General features: G+C 71.7%; 16 protein-coding genes. 15 read left to right on the top strand and 1 reads right to left on the bottom strand.

The window, feature by feature from the left end; all coding sequences use genetic code 11:
- Positions 1-2 precede the first annotated feature (2 nt).
- From der to tadA, 10 genes are all read left to right on the top strand, one after another.
- Positions 3-1400: a ribosome biogenesis GTPase Der gene (der, locus tag G408_RS0100940; RefSeq protein WP_028769559.1), complete on the top strand. Its 1398-nt coding sequence runs from the start codon at positions 3-5 to the stop codon at positions 1398-1400.
- Between the two features lie 741 nt (positions 1401-2141).
- The gene (gene moeB / locus G408_RS15725) at positions 2142-3230 is read left to right on the top strand and encodes a molybdopterin-synthase adenylyltransferase MoeB (RefSeq protein WP_051282533.1); all 1089 of its coding nucleotides are present in this window, start codon (positions 2142-2144) and stop codon (positions 3228-3230) included.
- Positions 3231-3265: 35 nt separating this feature from the next.
- Positions 3266-4156 carry a bifunctional methylenetetrahydrofolate dehydrogenase/methenyltetrahydrofolate cyclohydrolase FolD gene (gene folD, locus G408_RS0100930; protein ID WP_028769558.1) on the top strand — a complete coding sequence of 297 codons (891 nt, stop codon included), beginning with the start codon at positions 3266-3268 and terminating at the stop codon, positions 4154-4156.
- A gap of 42 nt (positions 4157-4198) precedes the next feature.
- The gene (locus G408_RS0100925) at positions 4199-5056 is read left to right on the top strand and encodes a TRAP transporter TatT component family protein (protein ID WP_028769557.1); all 858 of its coding nucleotides are present in this window, start codon (positions 4199-4201) and stop codon (positions 5054-5056) included.
- A 10-nt stretch (positions 5057-5066) separates the two neighbouring features.
- The gene (gene dctP / locus G408_RS0100920) at positions 5067-6077 is read left to right on the top strand and encodes a TRAP transporter substrate-binding protein DctP (protein ID WP_037411853.1); all 1011 of its coding nucleotides are present in this window, start codon (positions 5067-5069) and stop codon (positions 6075-6077) included.
- Positions 6074-6583, top strand: coding sequence for a TRAP transporter small permease (locus G408_RS12465; RefSeq protein ID WP_051282464.1), 510 nt, complete (start codon positions 6074-6076; stop codon positions 6581-6583). The genes dctP and G408_RS12465 overlap by 4 nt, the downstream gene beginning before the upstream one ends.
- Positions 6580-7863, top strand: coding sequence for a TRAP transporter large permease (locus tag G408_RS0100910; protein ID WP_028769555.1), 1284 nt, complete (start codon positions 6580-6582; stop codon positions 7861-7863). Before G408_RS12465 ends, G408_RS0100910 begins: the two co-directional genes overlap by 4 nt.
- A gap of 99 nt (positions 7864-7962) precedes the next feature.
- Positions 7963-9417 carry an IMP dehydrogenase gene (guaB, locus tag G408_RS0100905; RefSeq protein ID WP_028769554.1) on the top strand — a complete coding sequence of 485 codons (1455 nt, stop codon included), beginning with the start codon at positions 7963-7965 and terminating at the stop codon, positions 9415-9417.
- 33 nt (positions 9418-9450) lie between these two features.
- Positions 9451-11019 carry a glutamine-hydrolyzing GMP synthase gene (gene guaA, locus G408_RS0100900; protein WP_028769553.1) on the top strand — a complete coding sequence of 523 codons (1569 nt, stop codon included), beginning with the start codon at positions 9451-9453 and terminating at the stop codon, positions 11017-11019.
- A 20-nt stretch (positions 11020-11039) separates the two neighbouring features.
- Complete coding sequence (tadA, locus tag G408_RS0100895) at positions 11040-11495, top strand: tRNA adenosine(34) deaminase TadA (RefSeq protein ID WP_051282531.1); 456 nt, start codon at positions 11040-11042, stop codon at positions 11493-11495.
- Positions 11496-11513: 18 nt separating this feature from the next.
- Here tadA and G408_RS0100890 read toward each other — a convergent pair whose 3' ends face one another.
- Positions 11514-11966 carry a DUF2721 domain-containing protein gene (locus G408_RS0100890; RefSeq protein ID WP_028769551.1) on the bottom strand — a complete coding sequence of 151 codons (453 nt, stop codon included), beginning with the start codon at positions 11964-11966 and terminating at the stop codon, positions 11514-11516.
- Positions 11967-12126: 160 nt separating this feature from the next.
- Here G408_RS0100890 and orn point away from each other — a divergent pair, with 160 nt between their 5' ends.
- The 5 genes from orn (at position 12127) to G408_RS12460 (ending at position 18657) form a co-directional block, all read left to right on the top strand.
- Complete coding sequence (gene orn / locus G408_RS0100885; protein ID WP_028769550.1) at positions 12127-12696, top strand: oligoribonuclease; 570 nt, start codon at positions 12127-12129, stop codon at positions 12694-12696.
- A 16-nt stretch (positions 12697-12712) separates the two neighbouring features.
- A complete protein-coding gene (locus G408_RS0100880; RefSeq protein WP_028769549.1) occupies positions 12713-15646 on the top strand; it encodes a ligand-binding sensor domain-containing diguanylate cyclase in 2934 nt (977 codons plus the stop codon).
- 46 nt (positions 15647-15692) lie between these two features.
- A complete protein-coding gene (locus G408_RS0100875) occupies positions 15693-16073 on the top strand; it encodes a hypothetical protein (protein ID WP_028769548.1) in 381 nt (126 codons plus the stop codon).
- Positions 16074-16133: 60 nt separating this feature from the next.
- Positions 16134-17417: a TolC family protein gene (locus tag G408_RS0100870; RefSeq protein ID WP_028769547.1), complete on the top strand. Its 1284-nt coding sequence runs from the start codon at positions 16134-16136 to the stop codon at positions 17415-17417.
- Between the two features lie 163 nt (positions 17418-17580).
- Positions 17581-18657, top strand: coding sequence for an efflux RND transporter periplasmic adaptor subunit (locus G408_RS12460; RefSeq protein WP_051282463.1), 1077 nt, complete (start codon positions 17581-17583; stop codon positions 18655-18657).

The following is an 18657-nucleotide window of genomic DNA, read 5'->3' as shown; positions in this document are numbered from 1 at the left end:
GTATGCTGCCGCTGGTCGCGCTGGTCGGTCGACCGAACGTCGGCAAGAGCACCCTGTTCAACGCGCTCACGCGCAGCCGGGACGCTCTGGTACACGACCAGCCGGGCGTGACCCGTGACCGCCACTACGGCGTCTGCCGTCTCGATCCGGCACGGCCTTTCGCGGTGGTCGATACCGGCGGCCTTTCCGGTGAAGAAGAAGGTCTGGCCGGAGCCACCGCCCGCCAGGCCCGCGCCGGGGTGGAGGAGGCCGATCTGGTGGTCTTCGTGGTCGATGCCCGCGATGGCCTGACCCCGCTCGACCGCGAGATCGTCGGCTGGCTGCGCAAGCTCGGCAAGCCACTGGTGCTGGCAGTGAACAAGACCGACGGCCTCGTCGAGGCCGACTGCCTTGCCGAGTTCGCCCGCTTCGGCATCGCCGACACCCTGCCGCTTGCCGCCTCGCACCAGCGCGGCGTACCGGCCCTGCTGGAGCTCGTGCAGCGGCGGCTGCCGCCCGACCGCGATCTTTCGGTGCTGGAAGACGACCCGGCGCGCATCCGCGTGGCCTTCGTCGGCCGCCCGAACGTCGGCAAGAGCACCCTGGTGAACCGCATGCTCGGCGAGGAACGGATGATCGCCTCCGACGTGCCGGGCACCACCCGCGATTCCATCGCCGTCGACCTCGAACGCGACGGCCGCCGCTACCGGCTGATCGACACCGCCGGCCTGCGCCGCCGCAGCCGGGTGGAGGAAGCGGTGGAGAAGTTCAGTGCCTTCAAGACCTTGGCCTCGATCGAGCACTGCCAGGTGGCCGTGGTGCTGGTGGATGGCACCGAGGGCATCACCGATCAGGATGCCACCGTGCTCGGCCACGTGCTGGAGGCGGGCCGCGGCCTGGTGGTGGCGGTGAACAAATGGGACGGCCTTTCCGCCTACGAACGCGAGCAGAACCGGGTGATGCTGGAGCGCCGCCTGGCCTTCGTGCCCTGGGCCGAGCGCGTCACCATCTCCGCCCTGCACGGCAGCGGGCTGCGCGAGCTGTTCCGGGCGGTGAACCGTGCCCATGCCTCGGTGACCCGGAGCTTCAGCACCAGCGAGATCAACCGGGCGCTGGAAGTGGCCTACGAGAGCAATCCGCCGCCGGCGGTGCGCGGCCACGCGCCGAAGATGCGCTACGCCCATTCCGGGGGCAACACGCCGCCCACCTTCGTCATCCATGGCACCCGGCTGCGTGGCCTGCCGGAGAGCTACCGGCGCTATCTCGAGAATTTCTTCCGCAAGCGCTTCAAGCTGGTGGGCACGCCGCTGCGCTTCGAGTTCCGTGAGGGCGAGAACCCCTTCGAGGGGCGGAAGAACGAACTCACCGAGCGCCAGATCGCCAAGCGCCGGCGCCTGCTGCGCTTCGCCAAGAAGCGCTGAGGCATGCCGGTGGTGCCGGCCACGCTCACTCTGGGAAAGGCCCTGCCGCTGCTGCGGCGTTTCGGTGCCGCCCGGCGCCGCGATGCCGAGCGCGTGCCGCTCGCCCGCGCCGCGGGGCGGGTGCTGGCCGAGGCCTGCCAGGACGGGGAGGGTGCGCTGCCGGCAGGACATCGCCTCGGGGTGTTCGATCTCGGCAGGCTGGCGGCCGCCGGTCATGCCGAACTGCCATGCGTGCGCCGGCCCACGGTGGCCCTGTTCACCCTGGGCGCCGACCGCATTCCGCCCGGCCAGGCCCTGCCCCCCGGGGGGCGCCACGATGCCGCACGCCCGGTGCTGATGGCCTGGCTCCAGGCCCAGGGCCTGGAGCCGGTGGCCTGGCCAGTCCTGCCGGTACTCGGCAGTGCGCTGGACGATGCCGCCCAGGCCTTCGACCTGGTGCTGATCGCCGCCGCCCCAGGGCCAGACGGGCTACCCGTCGGTCTGCCGCCGGTGGCAGGCCATCCTTCGGCGCTGCGGATCGACCTTGGGCTGACGGCCCCGGCCGTAGCCCTGCTCATCCCGCTCGAGGCCGGACCACGGCAGCCCCTGTGCCTGTTCCTGCCCGATGCGCCGGAAGCCCTGCGCCGGGCCTGCGAACAGGTGCTGCCGCCCCTGCTGGCCGGGCTGCTGGGCGAACGTGAACCGGCCTCCATCGCGGACACGGCCGTGGGAGACGGGGCGGACGGCGGCTGGCCGCTCGAGATCGAGGCTGCTGCCGTGCCACGGGCGCTGGCTGCGGGAGCCCGGCTGATCGACCTGCGGGAGGCGGAGGAGACCGCCTCCGGCCTGCCCGCGGGAGCCGAGGCCGTGCCCCGGGCCCGCCTGCTCGCCGAACCCGATGCCTTCGGGGCGGGGCAGGGCCCCCTGCTGCTGCTCTGTGCCAGCGGCGTGCGCTCTCTGGCCGCGGCGCGGGCGCTGCGCGAGGCGGGGCACGCCCGCGTGGCCAGTGTGCGCGGCGGCCTCGTGGCCTGGCGGGCCGCAGGGCTGGCGATGCAGGGCGAGGCGGCCGGCGAGCCCCGCCTGGATGCCGATGCCCGCGAACGCTATGCCCGGCATCTGCTGCTGCCGCAGGTGGGCGTGGAAGGCCAGGCCCGGCTGCTGGCCTCACGGGTGCTGCTGGTGGGGGCGGGCGGACTCGGCTCCCCGGCGGCCTTCTATCTCGCCGCGGCCGGGGTGGGCCGGCTGCGCCTCGTCGATGACGACCAAGTGGAGCGCAGCAACCTGCAGCGCCAGATCCTGCACGTCGATGCCGGGGTCGGCCAGCCGAAGGTGGCCTCGGCCCGTGAGCGCCTGCTTGCCTTGAACCCGCGATTGCAGCTGGAGACGGTGCAGGCCAGGCTCGACGAGGGGAATGTCGATGCGCTGCTCGCCGGCATCGACGTGGTGCTCGATGGCAGCGACAACTTCCGTGCACGCCATTGCCTCAACCGCGCCTGCCTGCGCCTCGGCATCCCGCTGGTGTACGGGGCGGTGGAGCGCTTCCAGGGCCAGGTGTCGGTGTTCGATGCCGGCCGCCGGCGTGGGGAACGGCCCTGCTACCAGTGCCTGTTCCCGGAACCCGAAGGCGCGGGCGGGGCGCCGAACTGCGCCGAGGCCGGCGTGCTCGGCGTGCTGCCCGGCGTGATCGGGCTCTTGCAGGCCACCGAGGTGCTGAAGCTGCTCTTGGGGCAGGGAGAGTCGCTGGCGGGGCGCCTGCTGATCTTCGATGCGCTGGCGATGCGCTTCCGCGAACTGCCCGTGCCGGTCGATCCGGCCTGCCCGGCGTGCGGGGGAGGCGGCGAGCGGCGATAATGCGCGGCTTTCCCGCCCAGGAGCCCCTCCGCCCCATGACCGCCCGCCTGCTCGACGGCAAAGGCATCGCCGACCGGCTCCTCGAGGACCTTGCCGCCCGCGTCCAGGCGCGGATCGCCGCCGGCCGGCCCCGTCCCGGCCTCGCCGTGGTGCTGGTGGGCGACGACCCGGCTTCGGCGGTGTACGTGCGCAACAAGCGCCGGGCCTGCCTGAAGGTGGGCATCGAAGCCCGCGATTTCGACCTGCCGGCGTCTACCAGCGACGCCGAGCTGCTGGCACTGATCGAGCGCCTGAACGCCGATCCGGCGATCCACGGCATCCTGCTGCAGCTGCCGCTGCCCGGTGGCCGCGACGGCCGCGAGATCATCCAGCGCATCGACCCGCGCAAGGACGTGGACGGCTTCCACCCGGAGAACGTCGGCCGCCTGGCGCTGCGGCAGTTCGGCCTCAGGCCCTGCACGCCGCGGGGCATCACCACCCTGCTGGGCTACACCGACCGCCCGGTGCGCGGCGCCAATGCCGTAGTGGTGGGGGTGAGCAACCACGTCGGCCGGCCGATGGTGCTGGAACTGCTGATCGCCGGCTGCACCGTCACCGCCTGCCACAAGTTCACCCCGCGCGAGGTGCTGCAGCGGCAGGTGGAGCAGGCCGACATCGTGGTGGTGGCCGTGGGCCGCCCCGGCATCGTGCCCGGCGAGTGGATCAAGCCCGGCGCGGTGGTGATCGATGTGGGCATCAACCGCATGGAGGATGGCCGGCTGGTGGGCGATGTCGGCTTCGAGGCCGCCCGCGAGCGGGCGAGCTGGATCACCCCGGTGCCGGGCGGCGTGGGCCCGATGACCGTGGCCACCCTGATGCAGAACACCCTCGAAGCGGCCGACGCCGCCGACCTGCCCGGTCACGAGGCCTACACCTACGCCCGCTAGGCTGGCGCGATGCTTGCCATGCCACCCCGCCGCCCTCCTGCCGTGACGCTCCGGACGCCCGCGCTCGCCCTCTGCCTCGTTCTCGGCCTGTCGGGCTGCGCCTCGCTGGTGGGAAACGCCACCGCGCGGCTGGCCGACAACCTCGGCAAGGCGGTGCTCGATGCCGAGGACCCAGCCACGGTGCGCGACGGCCTGCCGGCCTACCTGCTGCTGCTCGATGGCCTGATCGAGGGCGATCCCGGGAACGTGGATACCCTGCTGGCGGCAGCCCGGCTCAATGGCGCCTATGCCGGCAACTTCACCGGCGCGGATAGCGCCCGCGCCCAGCGCCTCGCCCGCAAGGCCCTCGCGCTCGCGCAGCGCGCCACCTGCCTGCAGGAGCCGCGGCTCTGCGAGCGCCTCGAGGGCAACCCGGACGACTTCGCCAGCGCCCTCGCCGCGGTGAGCGACCGCCGCCTGCCGCTCTTCTACACCCTCGGCACCGCCTGGGCCGGCCACATCCAGGCCCACCGCGAGGACTGGGCTGCGGTGGCCGACCTGCCGAAGGTGGAGGCCCTGCTGCAGCGCGTGGTGGCGGTGGACCCCGGGCATGACGGCGGGCTTGCCCTGGTCTACCTCGGGGTGCTGCACTCGCTGCGCCCCGAGGCCGTGGGCGGGCAGCCCGAGCGGGGGCGGGCTTACTTCGAGCAGGCGATCGAGGCCTCGGGTGGGCGCAATCTCTACGCCAAGACCCTGATGGCCGAATTCCATGCCCGGCTGGTCTTCGATCAGGCCCTGCATGACCGGCTGCTGCGGGAAGTGCTGGAGGCCGATCCGCGTGCCCGGGGCTACACCCTGATGAACACCCTCGCCCAGGAGCGCGCCCGCGCCCTGCTGGAGAGCGGCAAGGACTACTTCTGAGCACCGCATGATGCCAAGCCCCTTCCTCCGTCTTCTCGGTCTGCTCGCCCTGCTGCTGGCCGCCCCCCTCGTCCTCGCCCAGACCCAGACCCTGCGCCTTGCCACCCTCGCGCCGGACGGCTCGCCCTGGATGCGCGAGCTGCGCGCCGCCGCCGAAGCGGTGAAGGCCGAGACGAAGGGGCGGGTGGAGATCCGCTACTTCCCCGGCGGCGTGATGGGCAATGACCAGGCCGTGCTCCGACGCATCCGCCAGGGCGGACAGCTGCAGGGTGGGGTGCTCACCTCGAGCGAGCTCTCGCTGGTCTACCCGGATGCCCCGGTCTACACCCTGCCGTTCCTGTTCGAGGACTGGGCGGCGGTGGACCGTGTGCGGCCCCGGGTCGATCCGCTGCTGGCCAAGGGCTTCGCCGAGCGCGGCTTCCACATGCTCGGAGCCTCGGGCGTGGGTTTCGCCTACCTGATGAGCACCCGGCCCCTGCGCGGCCCCGACGACGTGCGCCGCGCCAAGCTCTGGGTGCCGCAGAACGACCGCATCGCCGAGCTGACCTTCCGCGAAGGCGGCGCCAGCCCGATCCCGTTGCCGATCGGCGACGTGTTCACCGGCCTGCAGACCGGCATGGTGGACATGGTGGCCAACACGCCGGCAGGTGCCGTCGCCCTGCAGTGGCATGGGCGCCTGCGCTACCTCTACGACCTGCCGCTGGCCTATGTGGTGGGCTACATCATCGTCGATACCCGCGCCTGGAACCGCATCGCGCCCGCCGACCAGGCGGTGGTGGACCGCATCTTCAAGGCGGCGGCCGCCCGCGTCGATGCGAGCATCCGCCGCGATGATGCCGCCGCACTGGAGGCGATGAAGAAGCAGGGGCTCACGGTGGTGACGCCCAGCGCCGCGGACGCCGCCTATTTCCGCCAAATCGGCGAAACCGTGGTGCGCCGCCTCTACGAGGAAGGGCGGATGGATGCCTCCCTGCTGACTGCCATCCGCGAGGCCAAGGCCGCTTCGGGCAGCGCGGATTGAGTACCGCTGCCGCCCGCCTGCTGGCCCTGCTGCACCGGCTCGAGGACGGTCTCCTCGCGCTGGCGGCCTTGTTGCTGCTCCTGCTCGCCCTGGCGCAGATCGTGCTGCGGGCGGGCTTCGACGCCGGCTGGAGCTGGGCCGAGCCGGTGAGCCGCGCCGGCGTGCTGTGGCTTGCCATGCTGGGCGCGCTGGGGGCGGCACGCCAGCAGCGGCACATCGCCATCGATGCTTTGCCGCGCCTGCTTCCCGGCCCCTGGCGCCGGCTCGTGCATGCGCTCTCGACCCTGGCCGCCGCCGCGGTCTGCGGCTGGGCGGCCTGGATCGGCGCCGGGCTGGTGGCCGCCGAGCGCGAGTTCCCGCTGGTCTTCGCGCTGGGCATCCCGAGCTGGATGCCGATGCTGGTGCTGCCGGCGGGCTTCGGCCTGCTGGCCCTGCGGCTGGCGATCGGCGCCTTCTCGGCGCCCCCGCCGCCCGGTGCCGAGGGCGGGGAAGGGCAGGGCACATGAGCCTGGAACTGCAGCTCGGCCTGCTGCTCCTGCTCGCCGCGCTGGGCATGCCGCTGTTCGCGGTGATCCTCGGCATCGCCCTGGTCGGCCTGCAGGCTGCCGGCTACGGGGAGGCGGCGCTCACCGAGTTCTACGGCCTTGGCGACATGCCGGGCCTGATCGCCATCCCGCTGTTCACCCTGGCCGGCTACCTGCTGAGCGAAAGCCAGGCCCCGCGCCGGCTGGTGCGTCTGTCGAATGCGCTGCTCGGCGGCCTGCCCGGCGGGCTGGCCATCGTCGCCATCGTCGCCTGCGCCTTCTTCACCGCCTTCACCGGCGCCTCGGGGGTCACCGTGGTGGCCATGGGCGCCCTGCTGTTCCCGGCCCTGGTGGCGGCAGGCTATCCGAAGGCCTACAGCCTCGGCCTCGTGACCGCAGGCGGCAGCCTCGGCCTGCTGTTCGCCCCCTCGCTGCCGCTCATCCTCTATGGCTTCGTGGCCGGGCCGATCGCTGGCGATCCCGGGGTCAGCATCCCTGATCTCTTCCTCGCCGGCCTGCTGCCAGGCTTGCTGATGCTGCTCGTGCTCTCGGCCCATGCCATGTGGGTGGGGCGCTCGGTACCGGCACCGCCGCAGGGCTTCGATGCCGGCGAGCTCCGGGCCGCCCTGTGGGAAGCGCGCTGGGAACTGCCCCTGCCGCTGATCGTGCTCACCGCGGTCTACCAGGGCGTGCTGGCGGTGAGCGAGGTGGCCGCGCTCACCGCGGCCTACGTGCTCGTGGTGACGGTGCTCGTGCGCCGGGAGATCGGTTTCCACCAGCTGCCCGGGGTGATGGCCGAGGCCATGCGCATGGTCGGCGCCATCCTGCTCATCCTCGGCGCCGCCCGGGCGCTGTCGAACTGGTTCATCGACCAGGACGTGCCCGGGCGCCTGTACGCCTTCGTTAGCGCCTACGTCGACAGCCCGCTGGAGTTCCTGCTGCTGCTCAACCTGTTTCTGCTGGTGGTCGGCATGCTGGTGGACATCTTCTCCGCCATCGTCATCCTGACCCCGCTGCTGATGCCCCTTGCCGCCCAGTTCGGGGTGCACCCGGCCCACCTCGGGGTGGTCATGCTGGCCAACCTGCAGATCGGCTATTTCACCCCCCCGGTGGGCATGAACCTGTTCATCGCCGCCTACCGCTTCCAGCAGCCGGTCACCACCCTAGTCCGTGCCACGCTGCCCTTCCTGCTGCTGCTGGGGGCCACGGTGCTGCTCATCACCTGGTGGCCCGGCCTCTCGCTCGCCCTGCTGGCGGGCTGAAGCCCGGGCAACCCGTCCGCCGCGGCCGTCCCGCCGGCGGCCAGCGGGGCAGGGCAGGGAACGGGTAGAATGTCGCGCTCCCCAGTTCCGGAGCAGTCCATGCTGCGCATCCAGGCGGAAGCCCTCACCTTCGACGACGTCTCCCTGATCCCGGCCCATTCTGCGGTACTGCCGAAGGACGTCTCCCTCAAGACCCGCCTCACCCGGGGCCTCGAGCTGAACCTGCCGATCGTCGCCGCCGCCATGGACACCGTGTCCGAGGCCAGGCTGGCCATCGCCATGGCCCAGCTCGGCGGCATCGCCATCATCCACAAGAATATGAGCCTCGAACGCCAGGCCGCTGAGGTGGCCGAGGTGAAGAAGTTCGAGGCCGGAGTGATCCGCGAGCCCTTCACCGTCTCGCCCGATACTTCGGTGGGCGAGGTGCTCAAGCTCACCCGGGCCCGACGCATCTCCGGCGTGCCGGTGGTGGCCGACGGCCAGCTGGTGGGCATCGTCACCGGACGCGACATGCGCTTCGAGAAGCACCTCGACGCCCCGGTGAGCAGCATCATGACCGGCCGCGACCGTCTGGTGACGGTGCGCGAGGGCGCCAGCGACGAGGAAGTACTGGCCAAGCTGCACCAGCACCGCATCGAGAAGGTGTTGGTGGTCGACGACCAGTTCGCCCTGCGCGGACTGATCACCGTCAAGGACATTCAGAAAGCGCGTGACAACCCGGATGCCGCCAAGGACAGCAGCGAGCGCCTGGTGGTCGGTGCCGCGGTGGGCGTGGGCGGGGACACCGAGGCGCGGGTCGAAGCCCTGGTCGCCGCCGGCGTGGACGTGATCGTGGTCGATACCGCGCATGGCCATTCCCAGGGCGTGCTCGACCGCGTGGCCTGGGTGAAGAAGCACTTCCCGAACCTGCAGGTCATCGGCGGCAACATCGTCACCGGCGAGGCGGCGCTGGCCCTCGAGGCCGCGGGCGCCGATGCGGTGAAGGTGGGCGTGGGCCCGGGCTCGATCTGCACCACCCGCATCGTCGCCGGCGTGGGCGTGCCGCAGGTGACCGCGGTGGGCATGGTGGCCGATGCGCTCAAGGGCCGCATCCCGCTGATCGCCGATGGCGGCATCCGCTATTCGGGCGACATCGCCAAGGCCATCGCCGCCGGCGCCTCCAGCGTGATGATCGGCGGCCTGTTCGCCGGCACCGAGGAATCGCCGGGCGAGATCGAGCTGTTCCAGGGCCGCAGCTACAAGAGCTACCGCGGCATGGGCAGCCTCGGCGCCATGCAGCAGGGCAGCAAGGACCGTTACTTCCAGGATGCCTCCGATGCCGACAAGCTGGTGCCGGAAGGCATCGAGGGCCGCGTGCCCTACCGCGGCCCACTGGCCAACGTGGTGCACCAGCTCGCTGGCGGTCTGCGCGCCTCGATGGGCTATGTCGGCTGCGCCAGCATCGAGGAGATGCGCACCCGGCCGAGCTTCGTGCGCGTGACCAATGCCGGCACCCGCGAAGCTCACGTGCACGACGTGCAGATCACCAAGGAACCGCCGAATTACCGGCAGTGATCCCCCGAGCCCCGCTGCCGAGCCGCCCTCCGCATGACCGACATCCACAGCGACAAGATCCTCATCCTTGACTTCGGCGCGCAGTACACCCAGCTGATCGCCCGCCGGGTGCGCGAACTCGGCGTGTACTGCGAGATCTGGGCCTGGGACCACGACCCGGCCGACATCGCCCGCTTCGCCCCGAAGGGCATCATCCTCTCCGGCGGCCCGGAATCGACCACCGAGGCCGGCTCGCCGCGCGCCCCGCGCGAGGTGTTCGAACTCGGCGCACCGCTGCTCGGCATCTGCTATGGCATGCAGACCATGGCCGTGCAGCTCGGCGGCACCGTGGAAGGCGGGCATGATCGCGAGTTCGGCTATGCCGAGGTGGAGGTGGTTTCGGCCTGCCGCCTGCTCGACGAACAGAAGGACCATCCCGGCACGCCACCGCGCATCGACGTGTGGATGAGCCATGGCGACCGCGTCACCGCACTGCCGCCGGGCTTCAAGACCACCGCCCGCACCATCAGCGTCCCCATCGTGGGCATGGCCGACGAGGCCCGCCGCTACTACGGCGTGCAGTGGCACCCGGAAGTGACGCACACGAAGCAGGGCACCGAGCAGCTGCGCCGCTTCGTGGTGGAGATCTGCGGCTGCGCCACCCTGTGGACGGCGGCCAACATCATCGAGGACCAGATCGCGCGCGTGCGCGCCCAGGTGGGCGAGGACGAAGTGCTGCTCGGGCTCTCGGGTGGCGTCGATTCCTCGGTAGTGGCCGCCCTGCTGCACCGGGCCATCGGCGAGCGGCTCACCTGCGTGTTCGTCGACACCGGCCTGCTGCGCTGGAACGAGGGCGACCAGGTGATGGCGATGTTCGCCGAGCACATGGGCGTGCGGGTGATCCGCGTCGATGCCTCGGAACGCTTCTACCGCGAACTGGCCGGGGTGCAGGACCCGGAGGCCAAGCGCAAGATCATCGGCCGGCTGTTCATCGAGGTCTTCGAGGAGGAAGCCGGAAAACTGCCGAACGTGAAGTGGCTGGCGCAGGGCACCATCTACCCCGACGTGATCGAGTCGGCCGGCAGCAAGACCGGCAAGGCGCACGTCATCAAGAGCCATCACAACGTGGGCGGCCTGCCGGAACGCATGCAGCTCAGGCTGGTCGAGCCGCTGCGCGAGCTGTTCAAGGACGAGGTGCGGCGCATCGGCCTCGAACTCGGCTTGCCGCGCGAAATGGTGTTCCGCCATCCCTTCCCTGGCCCGGGCCTCGGCGTGCGCATCCTCGGCGAAGTGAAGCGCGAGTACGCCGAGATCCTCGCCCGAGCCGATGCCATCTTCATCGAGGAACTGCGCAAGGCCGGCTGGTACGACCGGACCTCACAGGCTTTCGCCGTCTTCTTGCCGGTGAAGTCGGTGGGGGTGGTGGGCGATGCCCGCGCCTACGAGTGGGTGATTGCCCTGCGGGCAGTCGAGACGGTCGACTTCATGACCGCGCACTGGGCGCACCTGCCCTACGAGCTGCTGGACGTGGTAGCGCGCCGCATCGTCAATGAGCTGCGCGGCGTGAGCCGCGTGGTCTACGACATCTCCGGCAAGCCGCCGGCGACCATCGAGTGGGAGTGAGCGACACCGACTGGCACTGGATGCGCCATGCCCTCGCGCTCGCCCGCGAGGCCGCCGATGTGCACGGCGAGGTGCCGGTGGCGGCCGTGCTGGTGGGGGCCGATGGCCGGCGACTCGCCGAGGGGTGGAACCGCAACATCGCCGAGCACGACCCCAGCGCGCATGCCGAGATCGTGGCCCTACGCGAAGGCGGGCGGGCGCTCGGCAACCACCGCCTGCTCGGCACCACGCTCTACGTCACCCTGGAACCCTGCGCGATGTGCGCCATGGCCATGGTGCATGCCCGCATCACCCGTCTGGTGTTCGCGGCCCGTGATCCCAAGACCGGGGCCTGCGGCAGCGTCTTCGACCTGCTCGCCGACCCGCGCCACAACCATCGCGTGCAGGTGGAGGCGGGCGTGCTGGCCGAAGAGGCCTCGGCGATGCTCAGCAACTACTTCCGCGCCAAGCGCGGCAAGCCGCCGGTCGGCGGCTGAAACCGGGAGCGCGCCGGCTCAGGGCGCCCGCCGCCGCGCCTCGGCCTCGTCGAGTTCGGCATCCAGGCTGCGCACGGCAAGGCTCACTTCCAGGCCCATCGCCGCGCTGGCGAGCAGCAGGCAGAGCGTGCCGAGCAGGGCCACGGCCGTGGCGAGGATGCCGAAACGGCCGGCGAACAGGGCATCGGCCGCCAGGGCCAGGCTGGTGCCGACGAAGCAGCCCAGCGCCAGGTAGAGCAGGCGACAGGCCCGCAGCACCAGCGCGGCACGGCGGCGATGCTCGGCGAGGGCGCGCTCGCGGGCCGCGTCCCAGCCGGTCGTACCCTCGATGGCGAGCAAGGCCCGCAGACGGTCCACTACCCGCGCCAGCCGGGCATTGGCCGAGATCAGCAGCGAACCGGTGGCCGCCATCAGCAGGGCCGGAGCGAGCATGGCGCTGATCACGCCGGGGTGGGCGAGGGGGTGGGGCATGCAGCCGTCCTCGGAAGTGGCACGGCCCGCATCATCGCCGCTCGCCGCCTCGGCGGGAAAGCCGGCCTGCCCGGGAAGCGCCGACGGGCGGCGGGAACCGGCCCGCCTGCGGCAGAGCGCCGGCCACCCCGGCACCGGGCAGGACCGCTACACTGCCGCGATGACCAGCGCCCCTGCCGACGACGCCCGACTCATCTGGGTCGATCTCGAGATGACCGGCCTCGACCCGGCCACCGACTCGATCCTCGAGATCGCCACCGTGGTGACCGACCACGACCTCAACATCCTCGCCGAGGGGCCGGAACTCGCCATCCACCACCCGCTTACCGTGCTCGAGGCGATGGACGAGTGGAACCGCAATACCCACCGCAAGTCCGGGCTGTGGCAGCGGGTGCTGGAAAGCCGGGTATCGCTCGCCGAGGCCGAGGCTCTGACCTGTGACTTCCTCTCGCGCTGGGTGCCGGCCGGCAAGTCGCCGATCTGCGGCAATTCCATCTGCCAAGACCGCCGTTTCCTGGCCCGTCTGATGCCACGGCTGGAGCGCTGGTTCCATTACCGCAACCTCGACGTCTCCACGGTCAAGGAACTGGCCCGGCGCTGGGCGCCGGCGGTGGTGGAAGGCGTGAAGAAGCAGGGCGCGCACACGGCGCTCGCCGACGTGCGCGAATCCATCGAGGAACTCAGGCACTATCGGCGTCACATGGGCGCATTGGGCGGCCACCCCGACTGAAGGGAACGACATCGGCATGGCACGGCGCTCCGCTCGCTTTTCCGCGTTCCTGCTCCTGCTGCTCCTCGCCCTGCCGGCCGTCGCGCTCGAGACCAAGCCGCTCGCCTCGCACGCCCGCGACGTCTGGACCACCCGCAACGGCCTACCGCACAACCAGGTCAACGACATCACCCAGTCCGATGAGGGCTATCTCTGGCTCGCTACCTGGGAAGGCCTGGTGCGCCACAACGGCCAGGACTTCGATCTGTTCGGGCCGCACAACGTCGAGGCCTTCACCGACCAAGGCATCCGCGCGGTCTCGGCGCGTCAGCCGGGCAGCCTGGTGGTGGCCACCTCCCGGGGCGGAGTGATGCTACTGCGCGAAGGCCGCTGGAGCCGCGTCGGCGTAGCCCAGGGCCTGGCGCAAGAAGAGACCATGCGCGCCGAGCTCGACCGTAACGGTCGGCTATGGGTAGCGCACGAAACCCAGGGACTGGTGCGGATCGATGCCGACGGGGCCGTGCGCCGCTTCACCGAGGCCGATGGCCTGCCCTCGAACCAGATGTTCGCGCTCCACATCGATGTCGATGACGTGGTGTGGGCCGGCAGCAGCCGGGGACTGGTACGGATCGAGAACGACCGGGTGCGTACCTTCGACGACGCGGACGGCATGCCGTCCGGCGCTGTGTACGCCATCCTCGGTGCCCGCGACGGCGGGCTGGTGATCGGCACCCACCGCGGAGTGTTCCGCGGCCGCAATGCCGAGTTCCGTCCGCACGAAGCCGGCTTCCCAGACGATGCGGTGGCCAGCCTGGCCTTCGATCCGCAAGGCAACTTGATCGTGGGCACGGTGAACCGCGGCCTGTTCCGCGCCACCCCGCAGGGCCTCGAGCGCTTCAGCCGGGCAGGCGGCCTGCCCAATAACCGCGTGCCAGCCCTGTTCGTCGACCGCGAAGGCTCGATCTGGGTGGGCACCAATGCCGGCCTACTGCGTTTCGCCGACACCCCGTTCGGCAGCTACGACACCTACCAGGGCCTGGCCGACAACTACGTGCGCGCCCTGCTGCAGCTGCCCGACGGCAGCATCCTGATCGGCAACAGCGGCGGGCTCGACCGCTGGCAGGACGGGCGCATCACCCCGGTGACGCGTGAACCGGGCGGCATCGGCACCGAGGCGGTGCTGAGCCTTGCCCATGGCAAGGCCGGCGAGGTCTGGGTGGGCATGTATTCCCGGGGCCTCTACCGGCTGCGCGACGGCGTGGTGACGGAGCACCTGGGCGAACGCGAAGGCCTGAGCGGCCTGCAGGTGCGTGCCATCCACGAGGCCGACAACGGCGACCTGTGGATCGGCACCAGCACCGGCCTGTTCCGCCGCCGCCCCGGCGAGCCGGTCCGCCGCTTCGGCGAGGAGGAGGGCCTGCCCAGCGCCTTCATCGTCAGCCTGCTGCAGTCGCGCGATGGCCGGCTCTGGGTGGGCACTTCGAACGGCCTCGCGGTACGCGAGGGCGAGGGCTTCCGTCCGATCCCGGTGCGCAGCCTGTTCGATGCCGAGGACGTGTTCGGCCTGCACGAGGACGCCGAGGGCGCCCTGTGGCTGGCCACCGACCGCGGGCTTCTGCGCCTGAAGGACGGCCGGCTCGCCGGCGTGGGCGTGCGCAATGGCCTGCCGGTGGCCACGGTCTTCCAGGTGGTGGAAGACGGCTACGGCAACCTCTGGCTCACCTCGAACCGCGGGGTCATCCGCCTGCAGCGCCAGCAGGTGGAGCAGGTGCTGGCCGGCAGCCTCGAACGCCTGGAAGCGCTGAGCTTCGCCGAGGCCGACGGCCTTGCCAGCGCGCAGTGCAACGGCGGCGCCGGCCCAGCCGCGCTGCGGGCCTTCGATGGCAGCCTGTGGGTGGCCACCGCACGCGGCGTCTCGGTGGTGCAGCCCGACCAGCTCGCCCGCTACCAGCGGGCGCCGCCGCCGGTGATCCTGGAGCGCCTGCGCGTCGATGGCCGCGAGCGTCCGCCCGGGGAGCGGGTGGTACTGGCGCCGGGCGAGAGCCGGCTGGACGTGGAGTTCGCCAGCCTGAGCTACCGCATGCCGGAGCAGATCCGTTACCGCTACCGGCTGCTCGGCTTCGACGATGCCTGGACCGACAGCGGTGCTGTGCGCCTGGCGCGCTTCAACCGCCTGCCACCCGGCAAGTACCGGTTCGAGGTGGGCGCCGAGACGCGCGGCAGCGGCACCGCCAGCGAGATCGTCGGCTTCGACCTGGAGGTGAAGCCCCGCTTCTGGCAGCAGCCCCTGTTCCTGGTGCTCTCGGCCATCCTCGCCGCCCTCGCCCTGTACGCCCTGTACGCGATGCGGGTGGACGCCCTGCGGGCCCGCGAGCAGCAGCTACGCCGCCTGGTGGACGAGCGCACCCAGGCGCTGGTGGAAAAGAACCTCGAACTCGAGCGTCTGGCCGAGCAGGTGCGGCGGCAGAGCAGCGCCTATGAGCTGCAGGCCCGTACCGATGCCCTGACCGGACTGCCGAACCGCCGGCACATGGAGGAACGCCTCGCCGATGCCTTTGCCGAGGCCTGCCGCGACGGCAAGCCCCTCTGCCTCGGCCTGCTCGATCTCGACCACTTCAAGACCGTCAACGACAGCTTCTCGCATGCCGCCGGCGACCGCCTGCTGCAGGAGGTGGCGAAGGTGATGGTCGAGGTGATGGGGGGCGAACATCCTCTGGCCCGCTGGGGCGGCGAGGAATTCGCCCTGCTGTTCGTGGATGCCACGCTGGAGCAGGCCACCGATACCGCCGAACGCATCCGCCGGCGGATCGAGGCCATCGACACCTCGGACTTCGCCCCCGGCTACCGGCCCTCGGCCAGCATCGGGCTGGCGAGCCGCACCGGCTACACCCACCACGAACGCATGATCTACCGGGCCGACGAACGCCTGTACGCCGCGAAGCGCGGCGGGCGCAACCGCGTCGAGAGTTGAGGCAGGAGCGCTTCCGGCCGGCCCGCGGCCTGCTATCCTGCGGCGCATGTCCTCCGGTGCGTCCCGCTGCCTGCCGCTTTTCACGGCCCTGCTCGCCGTGTGGCTGGCCCTCGTGCCCGCCCTGACCGCACTGGCCGACTCCCATGCCGCGCTCCATGCGCTCGATGCCGCAGGGCAGGGCAGGGCTGCGGTGGAAACGCCGGAACATGCCCACGCTGCCGAGGCGGCGCCGGTCCATCCCTCCGGCTTCGACCACTGGGTGCATGAACTCGCCCATGGCCTCCAGGCCTGCGGCCTCGTCTTCGCCTGGCTGCCGTCCCGCATGCCGGCGCTGGCCAGCGCCCTGCCGGCTCCGGCCTTCCCCGAGCACTCCGGCCGCGCCCTGCCGCACCGCGCCTCCTCGCCGTTCCGCCCGCCGATCCGCTGATCCTCGAGAGCACGCCGCTTCCGCGGCCCTTCCTGTCTCCCGGATCATCGGAGTCTCCCCATGCCTTTCCGTCTGGCTGTGCTCGCAGCCGGGGCCCTGGCCCTGGCCGCCATTCCCTGCCTGGCCACCCCGCAACGCCCCTTTCTCACCCTCGCCGAGGCGCAGGCGCGCGTCGCCGCGGATCATCCCGACCTGCAACGTTTCCTGCCGCAGCAGGATGCCCTGGCGGCCGAGGCCCGCGCCGCCGACCTGGTGCCGCCGCTGACGGTGCGGGCGGAACTCGCCGACTTCCTCGGCAGTGGCCGCCTGCAGGCCGGCCGCTCCGCCGAGCTGACCCTCAGCCTCGAGGGGCTGCTGGAACGTGGCGGCAAGCGCGAAGCACGCCGCGCGCTCGCCGCCGCCCGCCTCGATGCCCTGAGCCCCCGGCGCGCTGCGGCCCAGCTCGACCTGTTCGCCGAAACCACCCGCCGCTACCTCGAACTGGCTGCCCTGCAAGCCCGCCAGCCCCTGATGGCAGCCGATCTGGAAGAACGCCGGCGCATCGCCCGCGCAGCCCGCCAGCGCTTTCTTGCCGGTGCCGGCCCCGAAGCCTCGGCCCTGGCCGCCGAGGCCGAGGTGGCCCGGGCCGAGGCGGAACTCGCCGCCTCGGCACAGCGGCAGCGGGCGGCCTGGCATCGGCTCTCCCTGCTCTGGGGCGGGAACACCACCGACGGGGCGATGCCGGTCCTGGAAGCCGTCCCGGCCACTCGCCCAACCCTGCCTTCGCTCGAATCGCTACGGGCCGAGATCGGTCGGCACCCTAGCCTGCTCGCCTTCGCCGACGAGGCCCGGGTGCAGGATGCCCGCCACCGGCTCGCTGCCAGCAGCGCCCGGGCGGATCTGGCCTGGAGCCTCGGTCTCCGGCATCTGCGTGCCGAGGGAGATACCGGGCTGGTGGCCACGCTGAGCCTCCCGCTGGGCAGCCCACGCCGGGCCGAGCCGGCCATCGCCGAGGCCCGGGCCCTGCAGGCGGAGCTGGTCCTGGCCCGAGAGTCGGCCGCGCGGGCGCTGGAGGCGGCCGCCACCGAAGCCTGGTGGCAGGTCGAGGCCCAGGGCCTGCGCGCCGAGCGCCTGGAAGGCGCCGTGCTGCCGAGGCTCGAGCGTGCCGCGGCCGGTGCCGAGCGGGCCTACCGGGCCGGAGCCCTCGGCTATCTGGAATGGGCCGCCCTGCAAAGCGAGGTCACGGCCGCCCGGCTTGCCCTGCTCGAGGCCCGGGTGGCCCTGCAGCAGGCCCTCATCGAACTGCAACGCCTGACCGCGGAGAGCTGGGTGGTCCCGGTCATGGCGCACGGAGAGCACGAATGAACCGTCGATACATCCTCCTGCCATGGTTGCTTTCCCTCGCCCTGCTCACGGCCTGTGGCGAGGGCGATCCCCAGAGGCAGGCACCGGACCACGGGCATGACCCGGCCGTGGAGCAGGAACGCGGGCCGCATGGCGGCGCCTGCACCGCGAACATGACTTCAGCGTGGAACTGGCGATCGAGGAACAGGGACAGCCGCCGCGCTATGCCGCCTGGGTGAGCGTGGGCGGCACACCGGTGCCGCCAGCCGAGGCCCGGGTCACGGTTCGGCTGGAACGTCTGGGCGGCAGGGTCGAGACCCATGTCCTGAAGCCTGCCGAAGACCGCCTGGTGGGCCCTGAAACCGTGCCGGAGCCGCACAGCTTCATCGTCACCCTCGAGGCCTCCGCCCGCGGCCGCACGGCCCGCTGGCAGTACGAAAGCTTCGAGGGTCGCACCCGCATCCCGGCGGCCCTGGCCGAGGAGGCCGGCATCCGGGTGCAGGCGGTCGGTCCGGGCGTGGTGGCCGGCCTGCTCGACAGTGCCGGGCGCGTGGAACTCCTGCCGGAGCGCCGCGCCATCGTGGCAGCCCCGTATCCGGGCACGCTCCGTTCCCTCGCAGCCGCTCCGGGCGACCGGGTACGCCGCGGCGCCGTGCTGGCCCAGGTGGACAGTGCGGCCAGCCTCTCCACCTATGCCGTACGGAGCCCGATCGCGGGGACAGTGCTTGCGCGCATGGCCGAACGCGGCCAGCAGACCGACGGCCAGCCCCTGTTCGAGATCGCCGATCTTGGCCGGCTGGCGGTCGATCTGCCCCTGCATGGCGCCGATGCCCTCGCGGTGGCGCCGGGCATGCCGGTGCGTTTGCGCCGCCTGCTCGACGGCCATGCCGTGGAAGCCCGCATCGAACGCCTGCTGCCGGCCACCGATGCCCTCTCGCAGGGGCTGGTCGCCCGCGTGGCCTTCGACAATGACGATGCACGCTGGCGGCCCGGCATGGCGGTGGAGGCCCGCATCACCACCCGTCTCGACGAAGTGGGCCTGCGGCTCCCGCGCACGGCCCTGCAACGCTTCCGCGACTGGACGGTGGCCTTCGTGCGGGTAGGCGAGACCTACGAGGTCCGGCCGCTGCTTCTGGGCCGGAGCGATGGCGAGTGGGTCGAAGTGCTGGAGGGGCTGGAAACAGGCGACGAGGTCGTCGTCGCCCAGAGCTTCCTCGTCAAGGCCGACATCGAGAAGTCCGGCGCCAGCCACGATCACTGA

It is taken from the genome of Silanimonas lenta DSM 16282, from assembly GCF_000429065.1.
In the GTDB taxonomy this organism is placed as follows: domain Bacteria; phylum Pseudomonadota; class Gammaproteobacteria; order Xanthomonadales; family Xanthomonadaceae; genus Silanimonas; species Silanimonas lenta.
The sequence above is the reverse complement of the archived record's forward strand: the minus strand, read 5'-3'. Positions and strand labels throughout refer to the sequence as shown.